The sequence below is a fragment of the Rhodococcus sp. 14-1411-2a genome, assembly GCF_002259485.1.
GTDB lineage: Bacteria > Actinomycetota > Actinomycetes > Mycobacteriales > Mycobacteriaceae > Rhodococcoides.
In genome coordinates, this window is sequence record NZ_NPGA01000021.1 from 20,079 (window position 1) to 44,860 (window position 24,782).

A 24,782-nucleotide genomic window follows, 5' to 3' on the forward strand; every position below is an offset into this window, starting at 1 on the left:
AACAGGGCCTTTCCGAGTGTCGAAGTGCAGGAACGGGATCGAACCTTCGGATACAGCCCGCCCACCGGTACGGTCGGGCTGTATCCGCATATCAGACCGCGATGTTCAGTCCTGCCAGGGCAGCGTTCGCCTGGTCGAGAACGGGAGCGACGGCGGTGTTCACCGCGGCTACCGTGTCAGCAACGGCTGGCTGCTCGAGCACCGTCGAGGAGAACTGCTGAACCTGCTCGTAGGCGGGCTCGGTCCATACCGGTGCAGCACTTGCTGCCTGCCCGATGGTGGTGTCGACCGTGTTCTGGGTACCGGAGGCCTCGACAAGCAACGGCGCAGCAGAGGCCGCTGGGACGCTTTCAGGTGCCGGGAGCGGGGCGGGCTCTTCGATGATCTGCTGCTCACCCCCGAGGACGGTGGCACCGAGGATGCCGCCGATGGCAGCACCGGTGCCGGTCAGGCCGAGGACGATCGGTGCCGACAGGGCAGCACCCACGCCTGCTCCTGCGAGTGCGGCCGCACCGGGGATGAAGACCCAGCCGACCGGTCCGCCCCAGACGATCGCGCCTGTGCCGGTCGTGGCGGCGACGCCGAGTGCGCCACCGATGGCAGCGGCGGTTCCGGTGATTACCGCGGCCGGGGCCACGGAGGCGGCGAGGCCGACAGCGCCACCGGTCAATACACCGGTGGCGGTGCCGGCGGCGATGCGGTCAGCGCGGGATGCGTCGGCGAACCCGTTGTCCACGAGCCAGTTTCCGCCGTCGGCCTGTACAGCGGCTCCGGTGTTGTTGAACTGTTCCACTAGGTTCCGGTCGAGCAGGTTCGGGTCGTACGGGACGAGCTCTCCGCCGACCAGGACGTAGCCGTCGGGTGCGTCGATCGGTGCAATGACCTTGCGCTGCACCGTCGGAACCGGCGGCGGGGGCGGCGGGGCCGCTTGCAAGGCAGGCGGTGCCTCGGTCGGCGCCGCCTGCGGCGCGGGGGCAGGCTCGTAGTAGGTGGTCTTGTACGAGGACTGCTGATTGCCGGACCGGTAGTCGTCGTAGCTACGCCACTGCGACTGCTGCACCTGCGGTGAGGCCTGGTAGCCGGGCAGGAACGGACGTTCACTGGTCGGGGCCGGCGGCGGCGCGACGGGGGTGGTGTCGGTGGTTCCGGACTGCGCGGTGTCGGGGGCGGTCACGAAGTCCTGCGGTGCCGCGTGGGCGGTCGCGGTGCCCCACGCCAGTGCGACGGCGACCGGCACGGCAGTGAGAACGAGTGCCCGTTCCCTGCGGCGGCGATGACGCCCACCGATTCCTTGCTGAGGAGACATGACTGGTGGTGCCTTTCGTAAGGCGCTGCGATGCAGCGGTATTGGGTGATGTGTGGCAGGAGTAGTTGATGGTGGAACCACCACCGTCCGCGCTGGGAAACGACCGAAAACGAGGGTCAGCCTTCGGGTGAACCCTCAGCGCGGACGACGGTTGATGCCTTGGGCGTGAAGATCCAAAGCATCGGGCGTATTCCTTTCTGTCAGTTGAGGTGTGGGTATTGGTTCGATGTCCCGGCGGGGTCGCGCAGTTCGGCACACGATGAGCGGTCGAAGCGTCACCGTGCGACCCTCGCGCCGGTCCACCAAATGAGCTACGGCGCAGTCTCAGGAGTCGGACTGTCGCTGTAGCTCTCGACTGGGTGTCAGGCGGGACCCCCAGTCGAGACTGGGGGTCAGGCCACGTGACTGAACTCGAGATCGCCCTGGAGTTCGTTGGCGGGCAGGCGAAACGTTTTGTCCGCGTCGGTCCACTCACCAAGGAGTTCACCGGTCGTCTCGCACCGCAGCTGGTGGGTCTCATGGGAGCCCTCGGGCAGTGAGCACACGACGAAGTCGAGGATTGTCGCGGTCGTCGCCGGGCAAAGCTGCGGGTTACAGCCAGGATTGAGCTGGAGCAACGTGCCTGGATGAGAAGATGTCATAGTCGTCCTCCCGAACCGATTGCAGTTCGTTTACGGCGAAGCGTGGGTGCCAGCCCGCGCTTGCCTAGATCAGTGATTGGACTTGGAGCTCGATGGAGAAAAGAACCCTCAGCGCCGCCAGAGACGCCAATCAACGATGGCGCTGAGGGTTCCTCTGCAATCCGGATGTGCAGGGTTCTGCTGCTTCCCCGGACCGCATCGCTCAGACAACGGTCTGTGCAAGATCATGTGAACTTTGCTTCAAGTCCCCGCGAGGGCTGAGAAGGTGATCCACCTATCTCGTTTATCATAACGGTTTATAGCAACAGTGTATAGCGACAGTTTGTGACAACAGAGCAGGGGTCGGGCAGCATGGATCGTTATGTTCGGGTGCCCAGGATGAGTCGACGCCCTTTGGAGGGGTTTGTGCCTTCGCGGCTCCTTGAGGCGAGACTGAACAAGGGCTTCTCTCAAGGGGAACTGGCTCTGCGGGCGTCTGTCAGCTCGGCATCCATATCGGCCTGGGAGGTGGGACGATCGACACCTCAGGTGGACCGACTTCAGCGCGTCGCGCAGGTACTGGGCCTTGAGATGGCCGAGCTGATTCACATACCCGAGACCGAGTGCAAGCTCGTTAATCTCCGCGAGCTCGCCGGTTGGACGCAAGCTCAACTTGCCCAGCGTGCAGGAATTTCGACACCGCTGCTTGCGGCGCTCGAGCGCGGGCATGCGTCGCTGACTGACGCCGTGTGTGCACGGATTGCCGTCGAGTTGAAGCTCCCGGATGTGGCTGTCGCCGAGGCGTTCGAGAGGGGTCGAACCAGGCAGTGAAAAGTGTGGAAGGCGCTCGGGTAACACCCTCATGGTCACCGCCGACAAACCCCCGCCCCCGTTGCGCATACGCAAACCATACGCAAGTATTCCCCTCACGCAAGTGGTTGAGGTTGTCTGCATGTTGATGGGATTTGATCACTTTGACCAGCGGTTCGACCTTAAACCAGAAGATTTACATATACTCTTCGAGTGGCACGGGGCGGTGTAACTCGCAAGTTGTACGCAAATGCCGAAATGAAAGCAGGCAGCATGGGTGGGAGCGCCGCAGAACGCCTGCGTGCAGCTGTCCTGGCAAGGCGGGATCAGCTTAAGTTCAGCCGTCGGCAGGTGTCTCTCAATGGAGGGCCGTCCGAACCGACGCTATTAAAAATCGAGCGGGGCCAAGGCGACGACCTTGGGGCGGCGACATTTCGCAAGCTCGATATCGGGTTGCAATGGGAGGCTGGATCAGCGGCGAGAGTCGCAGTAGGCGGCACGCCCGCGGCAGCGGCAAGATCTGACGTCGCTCTCGCCTCTGCTGGCCTCTCGGTTCCGGTAGCCGCCGTAGCCGAAGTAACCAAGCTTGTCGGCGAACTGCAGGACCTGGCTGACGTCAGGGAAGACGAATCGCTGCGATCGATCTCGGAGCGCCTGGCGCTGGCTATTCGACCAATCTACGGCTCGTATGTCACCAGCGTGCTTGAAGCTAACCGGCGTTCCTCTCCGGGTGGGCTTGCCGCAATCCTCCAGCTGTTAGGGCCGTTCCTCGACGAGCCGATACCGACCGATGCCGCTGATGTCTCAGAATGGCAATATCGGCGGTGGCTCGCCGGCCAAACCGATGGTCTGACCAAAGCGCAGGAACAACGATTTCAACGGCGGTTGGAGCAGTCCGATGAGTAAATTCCCGATGTACCGCAGAATCGACGCACTCTTCGATACTTTCCATCTTATCGACGAGGCCGAAACGTCCAACGAGACTGTCGTGGAATATCTGGTCGAGCGTGGGCACAACATCTCCGTTGAGGCCTTCGAGCAGCTTCGATCAGGTGCCGGAACTCAAAAGATGCCATCTGCAGCGGTTGTTTCCGACATCGCTGGCTTCTTCCGCTTCTCAAGCGATTACCTCACAGCATCGGAGAACGACCAGCGCTTCAAAGACTTGCAGGAGCAGCTCGATACGTTGAGGGTGTTCCGGCAACAAGGGGTGAAACGGCTGCGGTTTCGGGGGCAACCAACATCCTCGGATCGAGCCGCTCTGATTCGCGCTTTGCGCGGCTGAGCCCAAGTCACGTCCGAGGATGCAATTTCACGCGTAGCCCCTCAGGCTTCAACGTGATGGTCTCCCGCACCTGCAACGTGTAATCGGGATCCGGCTCGATGTCGAAGTCCTTGATAATGGTCGCCAAGACGATCAGGATCTCGTGGTAGGCAAACTGCCTGCCAATGCAGGCCCGCATCCCTACCCCAAAAGGTCTGTAGATTTCGGGATGTCGACCACGCGTCCTCTCAGGGAGGAAGCGGTCGGGGTTGAACTCTTCTGCGTCCGATCCCCACAGGGCGTTACGGTGCAATTGCAGTAAGACGACGAACACCCACTCACCCTTCTCGAATGGATGTCGACCTCCAAGCATTGTGTCGGCGTTCGCCTTTCGGAAGTACCCAGGTGCCACCGGCCACAGGCGTAGGGTTTCGTCGACTATTCGTCGGGTGGCTCTGAGCTTCGACACCTGCTCGAACGTAGGGGTGCCGTCCGTCCAGACAGATTCGATTTCGCGGCGTGCTTCCTTGACCACTTCAGGGTGGAGCGACAAGTAGTGCAGTGCAAATGCGAGAGCCCCGGCCGACGTCTCGTGACCCGCCACAAGGAACGTCAGAATCTGGTTTCGCACGTTGGCGTCGTCCAACAGCTCCCCGCTGTCCGGATCGGCCTCGACCAGCATGCGGTCGAGCAGGTCGCCTTTGCCACCCGGCCCGGTGGCTTTTCGGGTTGCAACGACATCATCAACCAGGGCGTGCACCATCCGCACGTCCTCGCGGTGCTGCTTCAACTGATTGCGAAAGATAGTCTTCTCGACGAGGGGATGCGAGTAGGCGGCACGGTTGATGTAGCGCAGCTCTCTCAGCATGGCACCGACCAGAACGTGTTCACCAGAATCGGTGAAGGAGTCGAAGTCGTAGCCGAACGCGCAGCGGCCGATGATTTCAAGCGTTGTCTTGTTCATGTCGGCCGACACATCGATCCACGACCCAGCGGGCTTACTGTGCCACAGCGAGGTCAATTGCCCGGCCGCCTCGACCATCGTCTGGTGATAACCGCGCATCGCTTGAGCTGTGAACGACGGAGCAAGAATGGCGTGAGCTTTCGCCCAGTTCGGCTCTCTGTTGTGTGCGGTGAACAGGCCATCTCGGACAATTTCTCGAAGGTTCCGGATGGGTACTCCCAGAAACTTCGACCAATTCCGATCGTCGTTGATCTCGACCAACAGGTTAGGGTCCGAGACATACGTGACGCGGGTGCCGACAATGTTGCGCTCGTAGATACCGCCGTACCGCTGCGCTCCCTTCATACCCCACTGACTCGAATCGGTGATGTGAAGGTCCCAAATATCACCGAGAAGGGGTATCCGATGGGGTGGGTGCGGCAGCACCCTATCCTTCGCCTTGATACGTAGGGGACTGCTCAGAGACTGGCTCAATGTGACTACTTCCTGAACGCTGTTAAGCGTGGGTTGAGATGGCCGATTGCTTTGCTGTTTCCCACCGACACGCGATCTTGTTCAGCGCGCGCACTTCCTCAATAAGGTCTCGATCTCTGTCAGCGGCGTGTAGTCGTATGTAGTCGCCCGGGGCACCGCCGGAACGTTTTCGTTCCAGAGCTGCCGCGACTTGGAACGCGGAAGCCGTAGCGGGGTCAGTGTGGTCGTCAATGGGGGTCGCGAACCGTCCGAGCACCAGTAAGCAGTCGCGGATCTCGACCGTCATCCGTTGTAAGGCCTCTATACGTCCTGATCCGGCGGCTGCGTGGTACTTCTTATCCAAACCGGGAATATCGTCCTTGCAGGTGGCGACTAGGTCCTCGCGAAGTGGCTGGAGCTTTCGAATGGACCGGGTTGCCGGGTCTAGTTCTGCGAGTTCGAGCAGTAGATAGATGGGCCGAATAATGGCGACAATTGCACCGAGAAGTAGAATATAAACGAAGTTATTCTCATTTGCTGCGAATCTGAACTCGACAAACGACGTGCCAGTTCCGGTTGCGGCAAATACCGAGCTCGCGAAGATGGAGATTGCCTCTTCCGTCGCCCATGCACCAGCGACCAGAAGAACTAGGTATGTTGCGATGTGTTTTCCTCGAAGTTGTCCCCGGACGAGATCGCGCACGCTGACGTAGACGAGAGGGACGCTTACGGCGGCGCACCAGGCGGAAAAGATCGAGAAGTATGCGACCGTTTGCCAACCTTCGGTTCGGTCGACGTATTGGTCGAGCACCCGAGCGTGGGTGCCGAACACGAGCATGAGCGGGACGGATATGTAGCCAGCTAGCCATACTGGCTTGTCCGTGATCCACCGGTCGGAGAATCGAGATCGTGCCCACGACGACACCAGCACTAGGACCAACGGCACGTAAGCCATGACAATCATGGTCGTACCGAGTTGGCGGGTGAACCCGACGGATAGCCCGACGTGGACTGCCAGGAAGTTCTGGGCCTCTGCTTCGCGGAAGGCAGCAGCCAGGATTGCAAAACCGAGTGCGTACGTCACCAGCCGCTCTGTGTGTGAACCGGAACGCCCGAACAGCAGGATCATTCGCGCTACGAATGTTGCGACCGACATCAGGATGATTGTCCAACTGATGAGTCCCGGAACGGAGCTGGTCATGCCGTCCCCCACAACGATCGCATAGCGGCCGAATCGCGGAAATGCGAGACCTTCGTCATCACTAAGTCTGCCAAGAGTTCGGCCTCGCTCTCCTGCTCGTTTGAAACGAGGTTGCGACCTAGAGCGCTGCGCAGGGCGTCCGGCGGGACATCGGAAAGTAGTAGCCGCAACCAGTCTTCGTTCGGCTCCTGGTCGGATGAGTGACCGAGGACCATGTGTGCTGCCTCGTGGCACAGCACCTGAATTAGATGGCGCTCTGTCATCCCCAGGTCGTACAGGATGATGTCTTTGTCCGTGCAGTCACACCACACGCCGCATGGTGATGACTGGAGATCGCCGTACAGCTCGCTGCTATCCGATGACCGGACCCCACGAAGTTCGATTGGCCGGCCGCGGTATTGCGAGAGAGCGTCGATGAACGCGTCGCGGTTCCACGGGGAGGGAATCATCGCTTCAATAGTTGCGCGCGCCTCGAAGACATTGGCCATCGAATCTTTCATAGGAGCCCCCCAGCTGCCGTCTTCAGATTGCGGTGCCAGGGTACTGCATCGCTGTGAGGCTCTCCGAGCAGCAGTTCTCCACACCCTCGCGCCACAAAGGGCCGCTGGGCGGTCCACCGCTTCCAGTCGCGAGACCGGGAATCGCTCTGCCTCTTAGCCCCAAAGACGCGGGCGACTCACATCGATGTAATTTCCTTCGACGCTTTCGGCGTGTCTGAGCCCGCCGAACATGATTCTGCATCAGGATAGGCACTGGTTGGGACCGATGATGCAGATGAAGGAGGCCACGCGATGCCGATGCCCAGTAAGGGTGACCGGAAGCCGTTGACTGTCCGAATCCCGCTAGAGCTGATCAAGACGCTCGAAGAACAACAGAGTTCAGCAGGTGTGACGTCTTTGGGTCAATACCTGGCCGACCTCATCGCGATCGTGAATGACCGCGAGGACCTCGCACTTGAACTCAACCGACCGCAGAACCAAGGAGTGTTGCCCCTGACTGCGTGATCGTTTAGTTCCGAATCGACATTCGGGACATACGTTCAACTGAATTAGCGCAGCACAGATAACGAAAAACCCCCGGCGGGCGGGCCGAGGGTTCTCGAAATCAGAGAAGCGAGTGACTAGCTCGCGACTCGGGTGTTGCTACTCCCCGAAGGGACTTGTCTTGCGTGACATGTCTCAGGGTACATCGTGCCCTGAAGTAGGTACAAGATTGAATGCTCGTGTCGTCCATCCGGATGCGACTGCGGACCGGTTGTGGCATCGATTCGCGCCGGCCATTGCTGCGCGCCGGTCGATGAGGCTGTACGACCCGACGACGCGTAAATACGTGTCCGCGGGGCCGTTGACGGTCAAAAGACCGGCATTGCCATCGGCTGTGCCGCTGTTCTCACGCGGGCGCGCCGGCGTCGTTGCCCTGGACTTCGACACCAAACACCACGGCCACGCCTCCGTTGTCGCCGACGTGACGCGTCTGCTGGCCTGGTTGACCGAATGCGGTGGCCGCGCAGTAGTCGACGAATCGACCAGCGGCGGCAGACACGTGCTGATACCGCTGGCACCGGGAAGAACAGTCACTGCTGACGAGGTCCGGCCGTTGTTGCGCCTTCTCTCAGCGCGACTTCCCACGTTGGACATCACACCGATGACCAACGATGCCACCGGCTGCATCACCGTGCCGGGCTCGCAGTGCAAAGAAGGTGGCTACCGCACCCTCGTCGATCTCGACCCGGCGGCAGCGTCCGACATCCTGACCGTCGGGTCGGATGCCGGCACGCTCCAGCGGCTCGAAGCCCTGCTCGGAGGAACGGGCGGAGCGGCCATAAGCCCGATCGCCGCCCACATCCGCACCGAAGCGTCCGCTGAACGAGTCCTCGGCAGCAGCGATGGCGCCCGGTTGCATCCGCGTTTCTGCCGCTCCACCCCTCCGCCGCGCTGCGTCCTCGACTTCGCCAGCACCGGCCGCATCGACACCCGCCGTTGGCCCTCACGCTCGGAAGCACGCCAGTCCGTCATCACCCACGCCGTCCTCTCCGGTGCCAGCACCGCCGACATTCTCACTCGTGTCACCGAACCAGCGTGGGCGGGTGTGCGTGCCGCCTACGCCCGCTACGCCGAACCCGAACGCGCCATCCGCCGCGACACTGTGCGCGCCCTCGAATGGGCCGCCTCCACACTCCCAGAAACAGTCCGGGATACCGGGCACAAGCAAAAGCACACAGGGGGTACCTACGATCCGGTATTTCGTTTATGGCTTACCCACGCCCAAACTTGGGTCGCTACGGAGTTCTTACATCGGCGAGATCGGTGGACGACTCATGCAGTTGTTCAAGCACTGGCGTGGGCTGCTGCGGTTTCGGGACAGATAGTTGAAGGTGTTCCCACTGTCGGTGTCGGTGGGCGGTCACTGTCTATTGCGGCCGGCATGCTCCCGGAATCGACGGTGTGGTCTGTTCTGGAGCGGTTGCGGGACATGGAAGGCTCACCGCTGTTGCTGATCGAGCGTGGGGTGGGTCAGAACCCCGACCGGTACGCGCTGGTGCCCACACACGCGGGACGCGCGATGACCGACGCTTTGCCCGAGTCAGTGCAGGTGGAGTCGGTACACCCGGCATGGAGTGTCATCGGATGGCGTCACCGCATCCTCTACGACGCAGTCGTCGCAGCAGCAGAACCCCTCACCCCGGACGAGTTGTTCATCGCCATCGGCATCGGACGTACCAGCGGGTACGAGGCTCTACTGGATCTGCGCGTTGCCGGTCTGCTCACGGTCGAGAGCGCCCAAATCGGTGTCGGGCCGGTCGAACTCGACGACATCGGCCATCGTCACGGTCTCACGTCGGCCGTCCGTGCCCGCATTGTGCGCCACCGCGCCGAACGCATCGTCTGGCGGGAATGGCTTGCAGCTCGCGACGAGGCACGCACTCCGCCCGAACCTGACCGGTCGTTGTTTGCCATCGCCGACGAACACCCTGCCGATCCACCCGACCGCGACTACATCATGGCGGTGATGAACACCGGTCCACCTGACCCGTTCTAAGACACTATGCCGGTCACGTATCTCGGCCAGACGCGAATATCGTTCTCGTTCGTTTCTCGGGATCAGGTGGTCGTCAACTTTCTTGACGATACGTAGTGTTGTTGCTTGCCTTCATCCCTGCGCGGACACCCAGGTATGTCAGAGTGTTTCGTTACCAAGTAGGTCGAGTGTGCGCTGCAGGAGCATTTCGATACGGTCCTCGACGTCGTCGACCATGTCGGGAACGCCGGCCAAAGCGGTATGTGCGCGGCGTCGTGCATCGACGCCTGAGCGGTAGTACCCGGAATCAAGTTCCACGGAGTGCTCCAGCTCGGTAGGACCGACGACCTGGAGCTGTTTGGTATCCCCGCGATTCTGCGAGGTGACGACGCGATGGCGGCGCGAGGTGTGTAGCGGTGCGTTCCCGGCGCGGTGCATGGCAATGACCGATCCGACCTCGGCGGCAGTCATCGCGGCGACGGGCAGGGGCATGTGTCCCCACTGGTCGATCGGGACCGCGATCGGGCCCGATCGGAACGGCCACTCAGACATCTCGGGAAACGTGTTGTCGTGCAGATGTTCTGCGAGCAGAGTTGTCGATGGGTAGCGGTCGGAGAACTGCAGGACCGTGCGCCACCGCTCCCATACCTCTACCGGACTGAAGTCGGTGACGTCGTGGGGATCGATGCGAACATGGTGGTGTCCACCGATCCAGACACTCTCACCCTCGATGGTGATCTCGCCGCGGTCAAGTGATGCAATTGCCCTGTGCGACAAACCCACTCCGGCCAAGAGAAGTAGTACAGCATCACGGCGGCCGAACAATGCGGCAGTCGATCCCACGGTCGGCAGTCCGGCCCCGATCGCCTGATACTGCACGGCACGTCGGATCGTTCTCGCGCTGCGGGCAGAGTCCAGTGCCAGCCGGAGCGAAGTCGCGCGCCCTGGCGCGGGGAGGCCGGCTTCGAGGTGGACGTGGTCGATAGCGGAGACCCGGCGCAACTGCACTGCATCGCCGGCGGGGTTCTCGTCGAGAAACTCCGCCAACGTGATCGGCGTCGCAGGTAGTGGCTCGACGTTCGCGGCGGAGCACCAGTCGGCGAACAGCCCCCACTCGTAGCGATACCCGCTCACCGCGGTGCCCCGTCTTGCCATCTGTGCGACGGTACCGGCTTGGGCCGACAGCTCCGGATCGACTCCTCGAGGTGTACGTCGAGAAGTCTTGACACCGTTCGAGCAGTCGCCATTGGGGCCAATCATGTGCCCTGCTGATCAGTCAACCAACGTCAATCCGGTGAGTTGCAGGCTGGACCGGCTGTAGAACCGAACCGACTCGACTGTTGCGGATTCCAAACGGAAGTATGGGCCCCATGTTGAGCAATTTTGTGACGTTCGGGCCGCTGCTGGTTGGATTGACAGCTTTGGTAGCACTCGTCTTGTCCAACACCAGGAGCGCGACCCTTAGACGCCGCGAAGAAACCCTGCGTGAGATTAAAGCCTCTCTCGATCCACGCGAGCGTCATACGACGGCGATCGTTCGGCTACACCGCGCGACTGTCGCCGCTGTAGTTGCTCGTCAAACGCATGGCGCATGGCCGTTCGTGTGGCCCTGGCTGATGTGGATTATTACCGCCGCCCTGTTTGGCCAGAGTGGGTTCTATCTGGGCAAGTATGTGGAGAGCGGGCAACCTTTCGAGCTGAACACGTTTGCATACGAAGTGTTCGGAGGTGATGTCCCCGCCTTCCTGGTAGTAATCGCGGGATGGTTGTTTATCTCGCAGGCGTTTCGAAACTATGAACACTCGCTTTATCAGAGAGCGCGCACTGCTCGCGCGTTTTATAACCGGGGTGAGATAAGCCATTGTCAACGAATCTTTGGTTTTCACGACTTCTACCGAGAGCGTCGGCCCGGTCCATCCTGGCGTTGGTTCGTTCGAGACCTCGTGCCGGGCACTGCCGCATTGTCGGTTGGGTTAGCTGGAGGAGTCGCCGTCTACGTGAGGGCAGAATCGCAGCAAACGGACGGCGTGACACCGTTGCTGATGACAGCATTTTGGACCGGCGTTCCGGCGCTGACCTCGGTTATCGCAGCGTCATTCGTGGCCATCGGAGTACACGAGCGGCGGAGCGACATCGAGCTGCTCCCGCGACCCCGAGTGTCGTCGCGTTTAGGGCTGCGTCGCGCGCTCGTCAGTACCGACAACGGAAGTATCGCAGGGCGCGCACATAGCAACAGATCAAGATCATCATGGCGCATCAATGTGCGACGGTCCCGGGCCGTAGGTCAAAAGGTAACGACTACGGAACCGGACAGTTGAATCAACGCTCCGGCTCAGTCGTCGGGAGGTAGATTTCGCTACCCTTCGACGCTTGCGGACTGGGCATACCCGCTTTCCCAGACATCCCCGCGTTCGCCAGAACTGTATTTCCCCGCCGTCCGAATGGCTTTGGGTGAGGTGCCGGTCTATTGCTCGGTCCTGCCCGATTGTCGGCGAGATCTATCGCTATCACAGCGCTTCCGCCCCGTGCTCGCTGTATGCGCAATTTCGTACTGCCATGACATGGCTCAACTGTGCACGTGTCGGCTCGAACACGAACTCGTTCTCATAGCCTAGGACGGGTAGGGGTTTCGTGTGCAGGTGAGCTTTCAACTGGGCAGGATCAATATTGGCTGCCTTCCACAAACAGCCATCGCGCAGGCTGGTGCTGTCCCAATCTTCGAAGAGGGCGGCCGCGTCGGCACTGACAGTCCACGACCACCCCATCTCGCCACCGGGCTTTGCGGGGTCGCGATCGTGTTTGGCAAACCGGTAAAGCGTGGTCGGCTTCGCGCATGTGCCCGTGCCCGTGTCTTCGTTCTCATCCGAGATGTATCCGGTTCGTTCGAACAGCTGATTCCACTCTGCAGGGGTAAGGCGACTCGGCGTGTGTCCTCCGTAGGTGGGCAGATCGACGTTTGGAAGATTCACGAGTCCGTCACTCACGTCGATCCATATCGTCGCAATGGCGCGACGAAGAACGTCAACCGGCACGACGTCACGTGCCTGCCACAACAACAGTCGGGGCCAATCGGCTTCGTTGTGCTGGCCGGAGACCTGGTCATACCAGGACAACCAATCGTCCCAGCTATGTGTGGGCTGTCCCCCCACTTGCTCTGCCATGCTCGAAGCCTAGAACTTGAGCCACTCCATTTAGCGTTCTACAACCCGATGTCGGTCACGGCATTGCCCACGAGAGGTGCATGTTCGCGGCGGTAGACCTCGACCGAGTCGAGGCTGGCGTGGCCGGTCTGCCGGGCGATGGCGGATCCATCGGCACCGTTGCGCGTGCTTTGGGTGACGAAGCCGGCGCGGAGCGAATGTCCGCCCAGCTTCGCGAGTGCGGTCGGGTCGAAGCCGGCGTGTTCGGCGCGGCGACGGATGGTCTGGTGAATTGCGGCTCCAGACAGCGCGGCGGCACCCAGGTTGCCGTTTTTCGCGACGGACCGGAGCAACGGTGCGCGGGCGGCGGTGCGCGGCACTCCCCCACGACACACGTGAGCGTCGAATGGTTCTCGCTTCCGGAGTAGGCGGATCACAGACGGACGGCCACCGGCATCGAACGCAGCCACAACCTGCACCCAGCGGACGTACGCGCACGGAGGGCAAGCCTCGTGAGACTCGGTGAACGGCAGGGCTTTCACCGCTCCCCTGCCCTCTTGGTCGGTCTTCGATTTCCGCAGCCGGATGTGCATGCCGTCGTGGCGATGCACAGCGACGTCTCCACAGACCATCTCCGACAACTCGCTGCGGCGGTAGGCGCCGGCGAACCCGAGCAACAGGATGGCGGAGTCGCGTCGCTCTAGAACCTCATCGGCCCAACCGCGGCATCGCTTTCGAGCGGTCTCGACAAGAAGTTTGATGTCGTCGACTAACAGCGGATCACGTGGGGTGCGGGGCCGGTCCCCCGCTGCGGCGTACTCCCGCCGGATTCCTGACAAGGTTGCAGCGACAAGTTCGTGTGCGGACGGAGACAGATGTCCGGTCGTCCGGTGATGGTGGTTGATTGCGGCGATCCACGTGCCGAAGGTAGCGACGGCATAGGCCCGCTCTCCCGCTTCGGTGCGGGTATCGGCCGCGTCGACCAGATACGCTGTGACGGTGATGGGGTGCGCCGGCAATGTCACGTGACCATTCGAGTCGCACCAGTCGGTGAAGCGTCTCCACGCGGCAGCGTAGGTCTTGCGGGTTCCCTCCGACCGTGACGATTGGACGGCGCTCGCGATCCGCCTCGCGACAGCGGGCGGGATCTCTGGCTCGATGGGTACTGATCTGCCGACCTCGTCAGTGCCGACAAGGGTGGTCACCGCAGGTGTTCGGCCTGACCGGAAGTCCATATCTGCAGCCTAGCGCAGGCCACCGACACGTCTACAGAGAAAAACTGTGCTGAACTGCCGTTTCACGTGACACGGTGCGGAAAATGCAATTTACGTTGGTCTAATCTGAATAAGTAAGGGTGAGTAGGAAGCTCTATCTGCAAGAGTGCCATTGGCGACCGATCAGAGCTGGCGAAGTGGTGGGTCGCGCTTCTGACACAGACCGGCTACCTGGGCTTAAGCCTCCGCTCCACTTCCCCACTGGTCCGAATCGGAGGCTCAGCAGCAAGGCCTCGGCGGATGTGCTTTCCGCCGAGGCCTTCTTGGTTGGATGAGCTGTGTCAGATGCCTCGAAGCGTCTTCACCAGCTCACGTATGTCCTCCTCGTTGAGCGCTTCCCTGATCGCGACTGCCACAGAGTGGGGATCGCTTTTCAGCTTCATCAGCGCCCGGATTGCGGCGCTGCGTGATGCGATCTGCTTGTCAGCATCGGAGGGTCGGCGTGGTTTCTTCTCGTTTGCTTTCGGCGATGGTGGGTTCTGCTGGCGTGAAGACCACTCAGCGACCTGCTCCGCAGACGGAATCTGCGCCAGCGCCCGAGCGTCTCGGATCGCGAGATCGCCTGAACGTAGTTTCTCCCGCAACTCAGGCTCTAGCTTGAGCAATGCGCGCCGCTGCGAGATCCAGCCTTCTGATCGCCCCAATTTTTGAGCGGCCTTGGTGGCGCTTCCGAGTTCAGTAACAAGAAGGTTGACAGCTTCTGCCTCTTCGACAACGTCGAAGTCTTGCCGGTCCAGGTTTTCGACTATTGATGCCCACAGGATGGCCTCTTTGGATGTTGCAAGGCTGTCCTGAACGACCACATCCATTCCCTTGCGGCCATACTTCTCGCTCGCAGCAAGCCTTCGGCAGCCGTTGACCACAACCCAACGTGCGGAACCGATTCTGGCGACGTCCTCTGGCCAAAGTTCGAGCCACCGTGCGCTCGTAACCACTGTCCCAGGTTGAAGCTGCCGCTCCGCGATTGTAGCCAGATCGGCGAGATCCCCGACCGCTGAGCGCGGATTCCGAGGGTTGGCCACTAGTTCGGACAGAGGCACATCTGGTCTAAATTGGCCATCCACAGGGATGGATGCATCCACGGGCGACTTGTCCCCCACTGAACCAACCAGACTAGAAAAATCGACCCGACCGCCCCGGGACTTCTGTGATGTTGCCATTTACTTACCTACTTCCAGCTCAAGGCACAAGCGTTGGAAGTCCTCACGTGCCTGCAGCGATGCCCGATTTGGCGGGTACTCGGTAACCACTTGCCCCTGAGCTGCGGCTCGACTGTGCACCTTGTAGTGCCGAACAACGGTGTTGGCGAGTGGCCAACCTTGCGCTTGGACGAATGCTTCGGTCTGTTCCAGGTCGACTCGGCCGTCTCTTGGATCCCAGTTGTTGATGACGACAATGAATGGGATTCCCTTCGGCTCAAGCACTTTGGAGATTGTGCGGGCCGTCGGGTCGAAGCTGAGTGGCTCCGGGACGATCGGGACGATCGCGAGATCGGTCACCGAAAGTACAGTGTCGAGCGCTTGTCCTGAAGTGCCGTTATCTACAGCCCCAGGACGATCGCCGATCCAGCCCGGCGTATCGACGTAAACGTGTTTGATTCCATCCAGGTTTGGCAGATGGCGGAGCATTTCCGGGTCGTCGATCTGAGTGACCCGGAAGGGAAGGTCCTGCACTCTTTCGGCCCACCACACTGCCGAGCCCTGAGGGTCGATCGAAGCTGCCAGTACTGGCGATTCGCTCTGCTTGGCTCCGGAGCGAGTCAAGACGTCATTCTTGACTGCCGCCAGGTTCATCGTGAGGGTACTCTTCCCCACTCCGCCCTTTTGGCTGATTATTACGTGTACGGGCATTGAGCCCACCTTCCGTTTGCTTCACCGCGGTGCGGCTACTTCGGTGTGGTGTTCTGGCGATGATCTTTACCGCGGTAAAGATCCGCGAGAACGCGCAGCGCTGGAGTTGCTTGCGCCCTCGAAATGTACATCACTATGCCTCCAGAGTGTTCGGTTGTAGCTTCGACTCGCCGGGTCATGTCTGTGATCCGATGGCAGACTCCCCCGCTGGACCTCGGCGCTCACTGGCTCGTCCACGCGCTGTGGTACTTACCGGCTAAATCTTTACCGCGGTAGACGTCAAATCAGTGAAGGTGGGCAGTGCTTAAGTCCGCCTGTCGCACCATCAACTACTGGTATTCAGACTTCTGACCCGAGGGTGTGGGAGCTACACCGTTGCAGATTCGTGCGAGGACTGTGTCATTGAAGCAGCGAGCAGGGCTGCGGACGGCAGCCGTCCCCAACGTTGGCTGGTTCGCTGGTCGACAGCAGTTAGTCGGGAGGCTTGCTAGGTATGGTGATACACGAAGTGCCGGCACCACGCCCGTCGGATGTCTTTAAGGCCCGCTGAGGCGCGTCGTACTAAGATTTCTGGGCGCGACCTGGCGTTGGTTCTGCAACAGTCGTTGCACTTCGAAGTACGCGCTAGTTGCTTGCTGTTGCAGTGCACTGCAATCATGCGCGACCAGGCTCTTCTGATGCAATCGGCCGGCCGATATCGTAGTGAGGGTGCAACAGTTTTCGTTAGGGTTTTCGGGCAGGCCCAGTTTGGTCGTTTCGCCCAATTCCGGCGGACTGTCAAGGCGCTAGGTCCTGAGCCTTGGCGTTGTCGCGTCTTTACCGCGGTAAAGGCTGATCTCTCACCGCAAGGTGATGATTCAGTAAATGCGAGTGGGTGGTGGGGTGATGTGGGCTCCAGTGAGGCCTTGAGTTTCATTTCTTGTCGGCAGTTAGTTTCAGCCATCTCGTAGGACCTTGGTTTGGCCGGCAACGCCTTGCGGCGGATTTACGTAGGGTGAATCGCGATAGTTCGCGCCGAAGTAAGACCGGGGGGCAGGATGTCGCACCCCACCCAATTTCGTCACTGTGACGAAAAGTGTCGCACCCACAAGCGTCGGGATCTGGCCGATTTGCAGTCGAAGTTCCGGGTTCTTTGGCGGTGCGCATTCGAAGGCCGGCCGAAGGTGGCGGCGGGCCTTTGATAGACAATATTCAATCGAATCCGCTTTAACGAGGCTGGCGTGTGCTGGGGAACTTCCTGTTGAGTGCATTTGCTTGAGTTAAATCGTGGATGCGCTTGATGCGCTGGGGGACCGGGGCCTGCAGAGCCTGGAGTCCGGGTGACCCGTTCCATATCTTGGCGACCTTTACCGCGGTAAAGATTGAATTTGACCTTGGAGTGGTACAGAGCTGCACCCTTGCGTCGAGCTCTCTTCGTGTTGCCGTTCGAGCGCGCCCTTCGAGGCAGGCTTCAGTGCTATGCCTCGCTCAGGCCGAGTGCGACGCTGGCAAGGCTGCATCCTGACATCGATGGAGCGAACATAATCGCGCTCCTATGGGATTGGGGCAACAGGTGAGTCGAATCGTGGGCTGGCACCAATGGTCCAGGCTCTGTGTCCTCTAAGGAGAAGCGCTTCGTAGGAGGGAACGGATGAAGGTGTGTCAGGGTCTGGACGAACGAACATCTTCACGCCGGTGGCGCGGAGCAGCATCAATGCTTGCTGTTCGAGTTCGTGGACCCGATTGCGGGGCCTGGTCGGTGTTCCCAACGCTGTGAGCAGTGCGAGGTAGAACCGGCCGGGTGACGGGTCCGGGGGCATCTGCATGCACAACACCGGTATCTGCTCGCGGTCGGACAAGCTGATCGGCGGATGAGTGCGCCGGAACTTTTCGATGATCATCGACTTGTCGTTGTTCGTCGGACCGAGCAACAGTAGGTTCGGCATACGCTGTCGGTCCGGCCACGACAGCAACGTCTCCAGATGGTCGATGACCGTAGCGATCACCTCATCGGTGCTCACGCGCACTCTGTACCTCGGTCCCACCGAGCGGCGCCGCCAGTTCGAGCGCCACCTCGCGTGAACGCGCGGCTCGCGGCGATGCCCGATGATGCGTACGTTCGCCCGTGGCCGCTGCATCCGCAGCCACTGCCAGGTGAGGCCCTCTCGTCCCACCGCGGGCTCGGCCACGACACCCCGTGTGGCCACGAGATGGTGCGCGCCACCCTCGCCGGTATCCAGGTATCGGTCGCGTAATAGTCAGTGAGATAACCGATTTCGGGTGTACTGTAATGCGCTTCATGCCGTACTGTTGGGGGCAGCGGGAAGGCCAGGTTCTTCTCAGAGCACTTGCAGGCGAACGCTTTTCCCGACATGACCAGATGGTCGGTGCACCCAGGTCCCGTCGCCGTGCCGATCGACCGGTGGGGCCACATGCCGTTCCCCGCACAGTCGATGTCCCCGGCAGGGGTCGGATGGATCGTCGATGCCCATCGCACTGGGCAGCCGCCTCGACACGACCCACGACCGCCTCGGTCGCTGCTCCTCGGTGATCGCGCGCTGGAAGCGGACATGACCGGCTCGCCGCCGCAACCCGTTGCAGCTGCACTGGACTCGGACTACTACCGAATCGGTATCGATGCCCGCCGCCGTGCCCACACCGATCTGGCCGATGTGTCCGACATAACCGATGATCTCGAGCATCGGATCGAGAATCTGTTGCAACGCACCCTCGAACTGCTCGATGGCGCGCCGAAACCAGAAGCGCAACCACACATCGAGTGGGTCGGGTGAACAGTGATCGACAAGAACGATACGGCCATGCCGTGAATGCGTACGCCGGCGTCAGAGAGTTCTGCTACGGGGTCATCCCGCCGCGGGACCTCGCTTCTTGATCGAGCGCGCGCGATCGACAGCTTCGATGTCCGCGTTGATGGTTCGGCGACGTTTCCTCAGAGTCAGTGCCGACAGCGGCAGGCTTGCGGCAAGTGCGGCGAGTAGTACCAATACGAAGGGAATGTCGAGGGTCGTCAGCGCGTCGACGGCCAAGATCACGCCTGCAGCGACGCACACGAGTATCAGCCGTACGCCGTTGTAGGCCAGCACATGAAAGACGAGCTGCCCCTGGGGGGTTGCGGGTGTGCGGATCAGTGGCATCGGCCGTCCTGTCGTGCGTAGTTGTGCGGGCGTCACCGTAGGGTGCGGGGCCGGGTTTCGGTGCCGATCTGCTTGAGGAAATCGTTGTAGGCGTTCAGTTCGCTGTATCCGTCTTCTTCGGCGTGGCGATCCGCGACGGCCGATTCCTCTTTTTCGTCTCGGTTCCATCGAATGCAGAAGATGAGCACCACCAGCAGGGCCACCGGCTCACCGTAGGACCATGCCAGCGCCCCGGCGAGTTTCTGATCAGCTATCGGATCGACACCCCACTGCGGGGGAGGGGAGGCGAACGTGGCGAGCATGGGGGTGCTCGACATCATCAGGATGACACCGAAGAACACATGCAGCGGCATCTCGACGAACAGGTCGAACATACGGCCCAGATTGCTCTGCCGAACAGGGAGGGGGCCGACGGCGAGCACAGGGATGATGAACAGCAGCCCGCTGGCGAAGAAGAAGATCTCCATCGATACGTGCCCGATCTCGCTGACGGCGAGAACATCGAAGATCGACGACAGATACAGACCGTAATAGCTGAAGAGGAACAACGGAATCGTCAGCCCGGGGTGAAGCGCGATGCGCCCGGCGCGGCTACGCAACCCCGTCAGCGCCGCGATCAGTACCCACCGCCCGGTTCCGTGATGAGCGGTGGCACGCAACAAAAGTCGTCCGGGCGAACCCACCACCAACAACGGTGGGATGGTCATCGACAACGTCAGATGCTGGAACATGAAGACGCTGAACAGGCTGTAACCGTAGCGTTCGACCTGCAGTCCGGTCACCAGGACCAGCGCCGCGCAGCCGAGCAGAAAACTCGCACTCCGCCACCGTGACCACGCGATACCTCGACCGCGGACCCGGTAGAGCCCCCAGCAGTACAGCCCGGCCATGACGATGCCGGCGATCGGCAGGATCGGGAGCGGCGGTACATCGAAGCTCAGCAACGCTGCCAGCGTCGGCGGGCCTTCCGGGGGAGTTACTGCGGCGATGTTCATCGGGACCCTGTCATTGCTTGTCCTTGCCTCGGATCACCAACGTCAGGGCGATGGCAGCGAGACCGAGGACAGTCAGGCCCACGATGGAGAGCAGCATCATGGTGTTCTGTTTCGGTGGCCGGTCTTCGCTGGCGGAGGGATTGTTGGGATCGTAGGGCTGCGTAGCCGTGGTAACAGGAGTCGGCGAGGTCGAGGTCGCACCGCCCTGCGATTGCTGTGCAGCGGCGTCCTGAGGGGTGGCGGTCGCCGCAACGTCGACGGAGAAACCGTACGACCCGGTGATCGGGTGCCCGTCCGCGGAGGTGACACGGTAGCCGACGGTGTACTGCCCGTTGGGGAGTCCGTCCTCGAGCAGGACCGATACGTCGGGGCCCTCGACCGTGGCCGTTCCCTGTGCCCACTGAGTGTCGCCAGGACCCACGACGCTGATGGTTGCGAACGATTCGTTGATGTCCTGGTTGAACACCAGACCGACACCGATCGGCGCGAACTCCAGGGTGGCATCGGCGGGCGGGTCGGAGCTGACCAGTTCGCTGTGCGCCGACGCCGGCGCTGCAGCGAACAATGCTGTCCCGCAGATCATCACAGCGATCAGCATCAGACGTTTCACGTGGGGTACTCCTCTGTATCGAGCCCGACCCAACAACTACGGGACATAGTAGTAGGGAGGGCGGTTTAGCGGTGGGTCACTTCTGCGACGATGGTTATTTCACCGGGTCCGGCGGATCGGATCGCTCACGGCCGGCGATGGCTTCGGTGATCACTTCCGAGGGCGCGATCGAATCCGAGTGCGGGCCACCGACGTGCTGCTCGGCGCGGATGCGTTCGACCATGTGCGGATAGTGAAGCTCGAACGCCGGCCGCTCGGAGCGGATTCGGGGCATCTCGGTGAAGTTGTGCCGCGGTGGTGGGCAACTGGTCGCCCACTCGAGGGAGTTACCGAACCCCCAGGGGTCGTCGACGGTGACCACTTCGCCGTAGCGGTAGCTCTTGAAGACGTTCCAGATGAACGGCAGCGTCGAGGCTCCGAGAACGAACGATCCCACGGTCGAGACCTGGTTGAGGGTGGTGAATCCATCGGACGGGAGATAGTCGGCGTAGCGGCGCGGCATTCCTTGCGCTCCGAGCCAGTGCTGAACGAGGAAGGTGGCGTGGAATCCGAGGAACGTCATCCAGAAGTGCCACTTGCCCAGTCGTTCGTCGAGCATGCGGCCGGTCATCTTCGGGAACCAGAAGTAGATGCCCGCATAGGTCGCGAACACGACCGTTCCGAACACGACGTAGTGGAAGTGCGCGACGACGAAATAGGTGTCGGTGACGTTGAAATCGATGGGCGGGCTCGCCAGCAGCACCCCGGACAACCCGCCGAAGACGAACGTGACGAGGAATCCGATGGAGAAGAGCATGGGGGATTCGAGGGTGACCTGGCCGCGCCACATGGTGCCGATCCAGTTGAAGATCTTCACCCCGGTCGGCACGGCGATGAGGAAGGTCATGAACGAGAAGAACGGCAGCAGCACGGCACCGGTGGCATACATGTGGTGCGCCCACACCGCGATGGACAAGGCGGCGATGCCGACGGTGGCGTAGATCAGCCCCTTGTACCCGAAGATGGGTTTGCGGGAGAAGACCGGGAAGATCTCCGAGACGATTCCGAAGAACGGTAGCGCGATGATGTAGACCTCGGGGTGCCCGAAGAACCAGAACAGGTGCTGCCAGAGCAACGCCCCGCCGTTGGCGGGATCGAAGATGTGGGTGCCGAGTTTACGGTCGGCGAGCAGGCCCATCAACGCCGCGGTCAGCAGTGGGAACGCCAGCAGGATCAGAATCGAGGTCACCAGAATGTTCCAGGTGAAGATCGGTAGCCGGAACATCGTCATTCCCGGAGCGCGCAGGCACACCACGGTGGTGACCATGTTGACCCCGCCCAGGATGGTGCCCAGGCCCGCGACGAGCAAGCCCACGATCCACAGGTCGGATCCGATACCGGGGGAGTAGACGGCGCTGCTCAACGGGGTATACGCGGTCCAGCCGAAATCTGCGGCACCGCCGGGGCTGATGAACCCTGCGGTGGTGACCAGCGCGCCGAACAGGTACAGCCAGTAGCTGAAGGCATTGAGCCGGGGGAAGGCGACATCGGGTGCGCCGATCTGCAGCGGCAGGATGTAGTTGCCGAAGCCGAAAACGATCGGGGTGGCGTAGAGCAGCAGCATGATCGTGCCGTGCATGGTGAACAGCTGGTTGTACTGCTCGTTGGAGAGGAACTGCATTCCCGGAACGGCGAGCTCGGAGCGCATGATCAACGCCATCAGGCCACCGACGAGAAAGAACCCGAACGAGGTCACCAGATACATCAGCCCGATGACCTTCGGATCGGTGGTGGTGACCATCGTGTGCAGGAACGACCCCTTGCGGGCCCCGCGGGGAGGATAGGGGCGAACCGCCGGCGCAGCCGGAGGAGATGTCAGCGCCGTCATGGAACCACCTTCGAATCGCACGCGAATTACAGGACGCGTCCGACAGCCTAACTCAAATACTATGCTGCATAGTATTTAGGGGTGGTTCAAGTCAGCAGAACCGCGCACGCTGCGGCGGAGACCGCACTGAGAAGGAGGATTGCCATGGCGGCCGGCACCACGAGCGGCAGCACGGCGGCGGCAGCGTACGCGCCTGCCCCGGTTCGGCTCGGCGTGTGCGCGCTCGTGTCGAGGTGGTGCAACCGCTCGGCGGTCGATTCCCCGATCAGGCCCAACGCCCACAGTGGACGCGCTGAATGCGCCTGCGAGACCGTCGACAAGGCCGAACGCACAGTGTCGGCGCTGGTGACCGCGGCCGCGGACCGGTCCGCGGCGACCTCGACCAGAACCCGCACCGCTGCAGGTGCTGCGGCGAACAGAGGAACGCGAGGAAGTGCTTTGGCCAGGATCTCGCAGATGTTGACGATGCGGTGGTGTCGCCCGCGCAGGTGGGCACGTTCGTGTGCGATCACAGCTCGCTGCTGATCGGGATCGAGATGGGCGAGCAGGCCTTCGGTGGCCACGACGTAGCCCGGGCGACCGTCGATGCTGTAGGCCAGCGGGAGCGGGTGGTCGAGCCACATGATCGGTTCGGGTCCGGGGTCCGTGCGCGCGACGACGGCGATGACATCGCGGTGATAGTCGCGGACTTTGGACCGGGCTCGAAGCTGACGGCGAGTCGAGCGCAGGACGCGCGCCGACGCCGACGCCGCGAGGACGACCGATGCCCCGGCTACAGCTTCACCGATCCACGGCTGCGCCGCGTGTTGCAGCGATCCCAGGCAGCGGACGGCAAGTTCGACCATGCCCTCGGCGGGCGCATGGCCGGGCCAGAGCAACACGGTCACCGCGGATCCCACGAGAAACAGCACCCCGGCGATGCTGCCGATCCATGCGGTCAAGGCGAGAGTGGGGCTCACGGTGCGGGTGAGAGAGGTCAACGGCTGCGGCAGGGCGACGGCCGCGATGATCGCCGCGAGGAGCAACGCCAGCGCGACGATCACCGGTTCACGTCCGGCAGGTTCCCCCGCAGAGCGTCGAGCTCGTCGTCGGTGACGGTTTTCGCGAAATGCATCAGGACGGCGGCCGAGTCGGTGCTGGTGTCGAGGATTTCGCGCAGCGCTTGCGAGGTGGCCTCCGCGCGCGACTGCACCGGGGAGTACAGGTACGCGCGTGACTGCTTGGTCCGCTCGACCCACCCCTTCTCGTGGAGATGGGTCACGACGGTCAGGATCGTGGTGTAGGCGGGGTTTCTGCCGGCCATGCGCTCGCGCAGGTCGTGGACCGACTGCGGTCGATCGCATTCCCAGAGCACGTTCATCACCTCCGCTTCGAGATCACCGAGCCTTTTCATCGCCAGTTCTTCTTTCCTTGTCGTGTCAGGTGATATCGACTCCGCGTGCCGACAGCCACGCCGCCGGGTCGGACTTGGCACCGTCGGGTTGCCACACTTCGTAATGCAGGTGGGGTCCGGTGGATTGGCCTCGGTTGCCTACCGTAGCAATGAGCTCGCCGGCTTTCACGCGTTGACCGGCGGTGACGAGCGCCTGGTCTATGTGGCCGTACACCCCGATCGTGCCGTCGTCCTGACGAATACGCACCCACAGGCCGAACCCTTGCGCCGGCCCTGCTTCGATGACCTCGCCGTCGGTCACCGATACGATCGGCGTCCCGATCGTGTTGGCGATGTCGAGTCCGTAATGCGTTGTCCCCCAACGTGGCCCAGAACTGGAGGTCAATGTTCCCGACACCGGCACCACCGAGAGCGGGCGGCGCGCCTCGGCATCGCGTGCTGCGCGCTCCGCCGCCCGAACTCCCCCCTCGGCGAGTTGTTCGGTCATGCGCTGCGCCAACCGGCCGACGTCGAGATCGGGCAACTGCAACACCTGCGGGGGTGAGGCAACGACCGGGCTCGGCGGCAGGGCGCCGGCGGGAGGTCGATCGATACTCGCGGCGCTGAGCGCCACACTGTCCTGCGACCCGGTGTTCGGAGCCGTCGCTGCCGCGGAAAGAAAGGCACCGACCGCGACCGACGCAGCGATGGCGCGGCCACCCGGCTTCGGCACCCGGCGGCGATGAAGTCCGCGGCGAGTAGTTCGCGACACGGCCTGGACATCGGCGCGGCCCCCGTCGTCGTGCGTCGCCTCGTCCGGACCGGCCACGTGCGCCGCCCACATCGACGCGGTAGTGTCCGCGGCCGCGGTGTCCCAGGCGTCGCTGACCGCGTGAACGGTTTC

At 62.0% G+C, this 24,782-nt stretch carries 26 protein-coding genes; 9 read left to right on the top strand and 17 right to left on the bottom strand.

Annotation, left to right across the window (positions count from 1 at the left end; genetic code table 11):
* Positions 1-91 precede the first annotated feature (91 nt).
* Complete coding sequence (locus tag CH291_RS25360) at positions 92-1,306, bottom strand: hypothetical protein (protein ID WP_255176022.1); 1,215 nt, start codon at positions 1,304-1,306, stop codon at positions 92-94.
* 401 nt (positions 1,307-1,707) lie between these two features.
* Between CH291_RS25360 and CH291_RS26955 the strand changes: the two genes are divergently transcribed.
* From CH291_RS26955 to CH291_RS25375, 4 genes are all read left to right on the top strand, one after another.
* Entirely contained in the window at positions 1,708-1,845 is a 138-nt protein-coding gene (locus CH291_RS26955) for a hypothetical protein (protein WP_157226203.1), read from the top strand.
* A 480-nt stretch (positions 1,846-2,325) separates the two neighbouring features.
* Positions 2,326-2,757, top strand: coding sequence for a helix-turn-helix domain-containing protein (locus tag CH291_RS25365; protein WP_255176026.1), 432 nt, complete (start codon positions 2,326-2,328; stop codon positions 2,755-2,757).
* A gap of 192 nt (positions 2,758-2,949) precedes the next feature.
* Positions 2,950-3,642, top strand: coding sequence for a hypothetical protein (locus tag CH291_RS25370; protein WP_094688960.1), 693 nt, complete (start codon positions 2,950-2,952; stop codon positions 3,640-3,642).
* Complete coding sequence (locus tag CH291_RS25375; protein WP_094716406.1) at positions 3,635-4,021, top strand: hypothetical protein; 387 nt, start codon at positions 3,635-3,637, stop codon at positions 4,019-4,021. The genes CH291_RS25370 and CH291_RS25375 overlap by 8 nt, the downstream gene beginning before the upstream one ends.
* Before the next feature lie 7 nt (positions 4,022-4,028).
* On the opposite strand, the gene CH291_RS25380 is transcribed toward CH291_RS25375, so the two are convergent.
* From CH291_RS25380 to CH291_RS25390, 3 genes are all read right to left on the bottom strand, one after another.
* Positions 4,029-5,390, bottom strand: a complete 1,362-nt coding sequence (locus CH291_RS25380; protein WP_255176025.1) for a cytochrome P450 — start codon at positions 5,388-5,390, stop codon at positions 4,029-4,031.
* A gap of 70 nt (positions 5,391-5,460) precedes the next feature.
* Complete coding sequence (locus CH291_RS25385; protein WP_141214579.1) at positions 5,461-6,618, bottom strand: DUF6545 domain-containing protein; 1,158 nt, start codon at positions 6,616-6,618, stop codon at positions 5,461-5,463.
* The gene (locus CH291_RS25390) at positions 6,615-7,106 is read right to left on the bottom strand and encodes a hypothetical protein (protein WP_141214578.1); all 492 of its coding nucleotides are present in this window, start codon (positions 7,104-7,106) and stop codon (positions 6,615-6,617) included. Before CH291_RS25390 ends, CH291_RS25385 begins: the two co-directional genes overlap by 4 nt.
* A 303-nt stretch (positions 7,107-7,409) precedes the next feature.
* Here CH291_RS25390 and CH291_RS25395 point away from each other — a divergent pair, with 303 nt between their 5' ends.
* Both CH291_RS25395 and CH291_RS25400 read left to right on the top strand, forming a co-directional pair.
* Complete coding sequence (locus CH291_RS25395) at positions 7,410-7,622, top strand: hypothetical protein (protein ID WP_037174519.1); 213 nt, start codon at positions 7,410-7,412, stop codon at positions 7,620-7,622.
* A gap of 208 nt (positions 7,623-7,830) precedes the next feature.
* Positions 7,831-9,657, top strand: coding sequence for a hypothetical protein (locus CH291_RS25400; RefSeq protein ID WP_141214577.1), 1,827 nt, complete (start codon positions 7,831-7,833; stop codon positions 9,655-9,657).
* Between the two features lie 138 nt (positions 9,658-9,795).
* Here CH291_RS25400 and CH291_RS25405 read toward each other — a convergent pair whose 3' ends face one another.
* Positions 9,796-10,791 carry a hypothetical protein gene (locus tag CH291_RS25405; protein WP_255176021.1) on the bottom strand — a complete coding sequence of 332 codons (996 nt, stop codon included), beginning with the start codon at positions 10,789-10,791 and terminating at the stop codon, positions 9,796-9,798.
* Between the two features lie 215 nt (positions 10,792-11,006).
* On the opposite strand from CH291_RS25405, the gene CH291_RS26610 reads away from it, so the two are divergent.
* Complete coding sequence (locus tag CH291_RS26610) at positions 11,007-11,954, top strand: hypothetical protein (RefSeq protein ID WP_141214576.1); 948 nt, start codon at positions 11,007-11,009, stop codon at positions 11,952-11,954.
* A 189-nt stretch (positions 11,955-12,143) separates the two neighbouring features.
* Here the strand turns inward: CH291_RS26610 and CH291_RS25410 are convergent, their stop codons facing one another.
* The 5 genes from CH291_RS25410 to CH291_RS25430 form a co-directional block, all read right to left on the bottom strand.
* Complete coding sequence (locus tag CH291_RS25410; RefSeq protein WP_094688966.1) at positions 12,144-12,797, bottom strand: hypothetical protein; 654 nt, start codon at positions 12,795-12,797, stop codon at positions 12,144-12,146.
* Positions 12,798-12,835: 38 nt separating this feature from the next.
* Positions 12,836-14,011 carry a tyrosine-type recombinase/integrase gene (locus CH291_RS25415; protein ID WP_094688967.1) on the bottom strand — a complete coding sequence of 392 codons (1,176 nt, stop codon included), beginning with the start codon at positions 14,009-14,011 and terminating at the stop codon, positions 12,836-12,838.
* 320 nt (positions 14,012-14,331) lie between these two features.
* Positions 14,332-14,985, bottom strand: a complete 654-nt coding sequence (locus tag CH291_RS25420) for a ParB/RepB/Spo0J family partition protein (RefSeq protein WP_329946442.1) — start codon at positions 14,983-14,985, stop codon at positions 14,332-14,334.
* A 225-nt stretch (positions 14,986-15,210) separates the two neighbouring features.
* The gene (locus tag CH291_RS25425; protein ID WP_032370995.1) at positions 15,211-15,900 is read right to left on the bottom strand and encodes a ParA family protein; all 690 of its coding nucleotides are present in this window, start codon (positions 15,898-15,900) and stop codon (positions 15,211-15,213) included.
* 1,532 nt (positions 15,901-17,432) lie between these two features.
* Positions 17,433-17,900, bottom strand: coding sequence for a TniB family NTP-binding protein (locus CH291_RS25430; protein WP_230593005.1), 468 nt, complete (start codon positions 17,898-17,900; stop codon positions 17,433-17,435).
* Between the two features lie 57 nt (positions 17,901-17,957).
* On the opposite strand from CH291_RS25430, the gene CH291_RS26960 reads away from it, so the two are divergent.
* Positions 17,958-18,134 carry a hypothetical protein gene (locus CH291_RS26960; protein WP_155288467.1) on the top strand — a complete coding sequence of 59 codons (177 nt, stop codon included), beginning with the start codon at positions 17,958-17,960 and terminating at the stop codon, positions 18,132-18,134.
* Between the two features lie 117 nt (positions 18,135-18,251).
* Entirely contained in the window at positions 18,252-18,671 is a 420-nt protein-coding gene (locus tag CH291_RS25435; RefSeq protein ID WP_094650287.1) for a hypothetical protein, read from the top strand.
* A gap of 72 nt (positions 18,672-18,743) precedes the next feature.
* Here CH291_RS25435 and CH291_RS25440 read toward each other — a convergent pair whose 3' ends face one another.
* The 7 genes from CH291_RS25440 to CH291_RS25470 all read right to left on the bottom strand — a co-directional run bounded on the left by CH291_RS25440 (position 18,744) and on the right by CH291_RS25470 (position 24,722).
* The gene (locus tag CH291_RS25440) at positions 18,744-19,034 is read right to left on the bottom strand and encodes a DUF4229 domain-containing protein (protein WP_052053811.1); all 291 of its coding nucleotides are present in this window, start codon (positions 19,032-19,034) and stop codon (positions 18,744-18,746) included.
* Between the two features lie 32 nt (positions 19,035-19,066).
* Complete coding sequence (locus CH291_RS25445) at positions 19,067-20,029, bottom strand: cytochrome c oxidase assembly protein (RefSeq protein WP_032370888.1); 963 nt, start codon at positions 20,027-20,029, stop codon at positions 19,067-19,069.
* 10 nt (positions 20,030-20,039) lie between these two features.
* Positions 20,040-20,639, bottom strand: a complete 600-nt coding sequence (locus CH291_RS25450; protein WP_032370889.1) for a copper resistance CopC family protein — start codon at positions 20,637-20,639, stop codon at positions 20,040-20,042.
* A 94-nt stretch (positions 20,640-20,733) separates the two neighbouring features.
* Complete coding sequence (ctaD, locus tag CH291_RS25455) at positions 20,734-22,506, bottom strand: aa3-type cytochrome oxidase subunit I (RefSeq protein WP_052053812.1); 1,773 nt, start codon at positions 22,504-22,506, stop codon at positions 20,734-20,736.
* Between the two features lie 86 nt (positions 22,507-22,592).
* Positions 22,593-23,549, bottom strand: a complete 957-nt coding sequence (locus CH291_RS25460; RefSeq protein WP_032370890.1) for a M56 family metallopeptidase — start codon at positions 23,547-23,549, stop codon at positions 22,593-22,595.
* Complete coding sequence (locus CH291_RS25465; protein ID WP_032370891.1) at positions 23,546-23,899, bottom strand: BlaI/MecI/CopY family transcriptional regulator; 354 nt, start codon at positions 23,897-23,899, stop codon at positions 23,546-23,548. The genes CH291_RS25460 and CH291_RS25465 overlap by 4 nt, the downstream gene beginning before the upstream one ends.
* 25 nt (positions 23,900-23,924) lie before the next feature.
* Entirely contained in the window at positions 23,925-24,722 is a 798-nt protein-coding gene (locus tag CH291_RS25470) for a M23 family metallopeptidase (protein WP_080729311.1), read from the bottom strand.
* Positions 24,723-24,782: the final 60 nt, after the last annotated feature.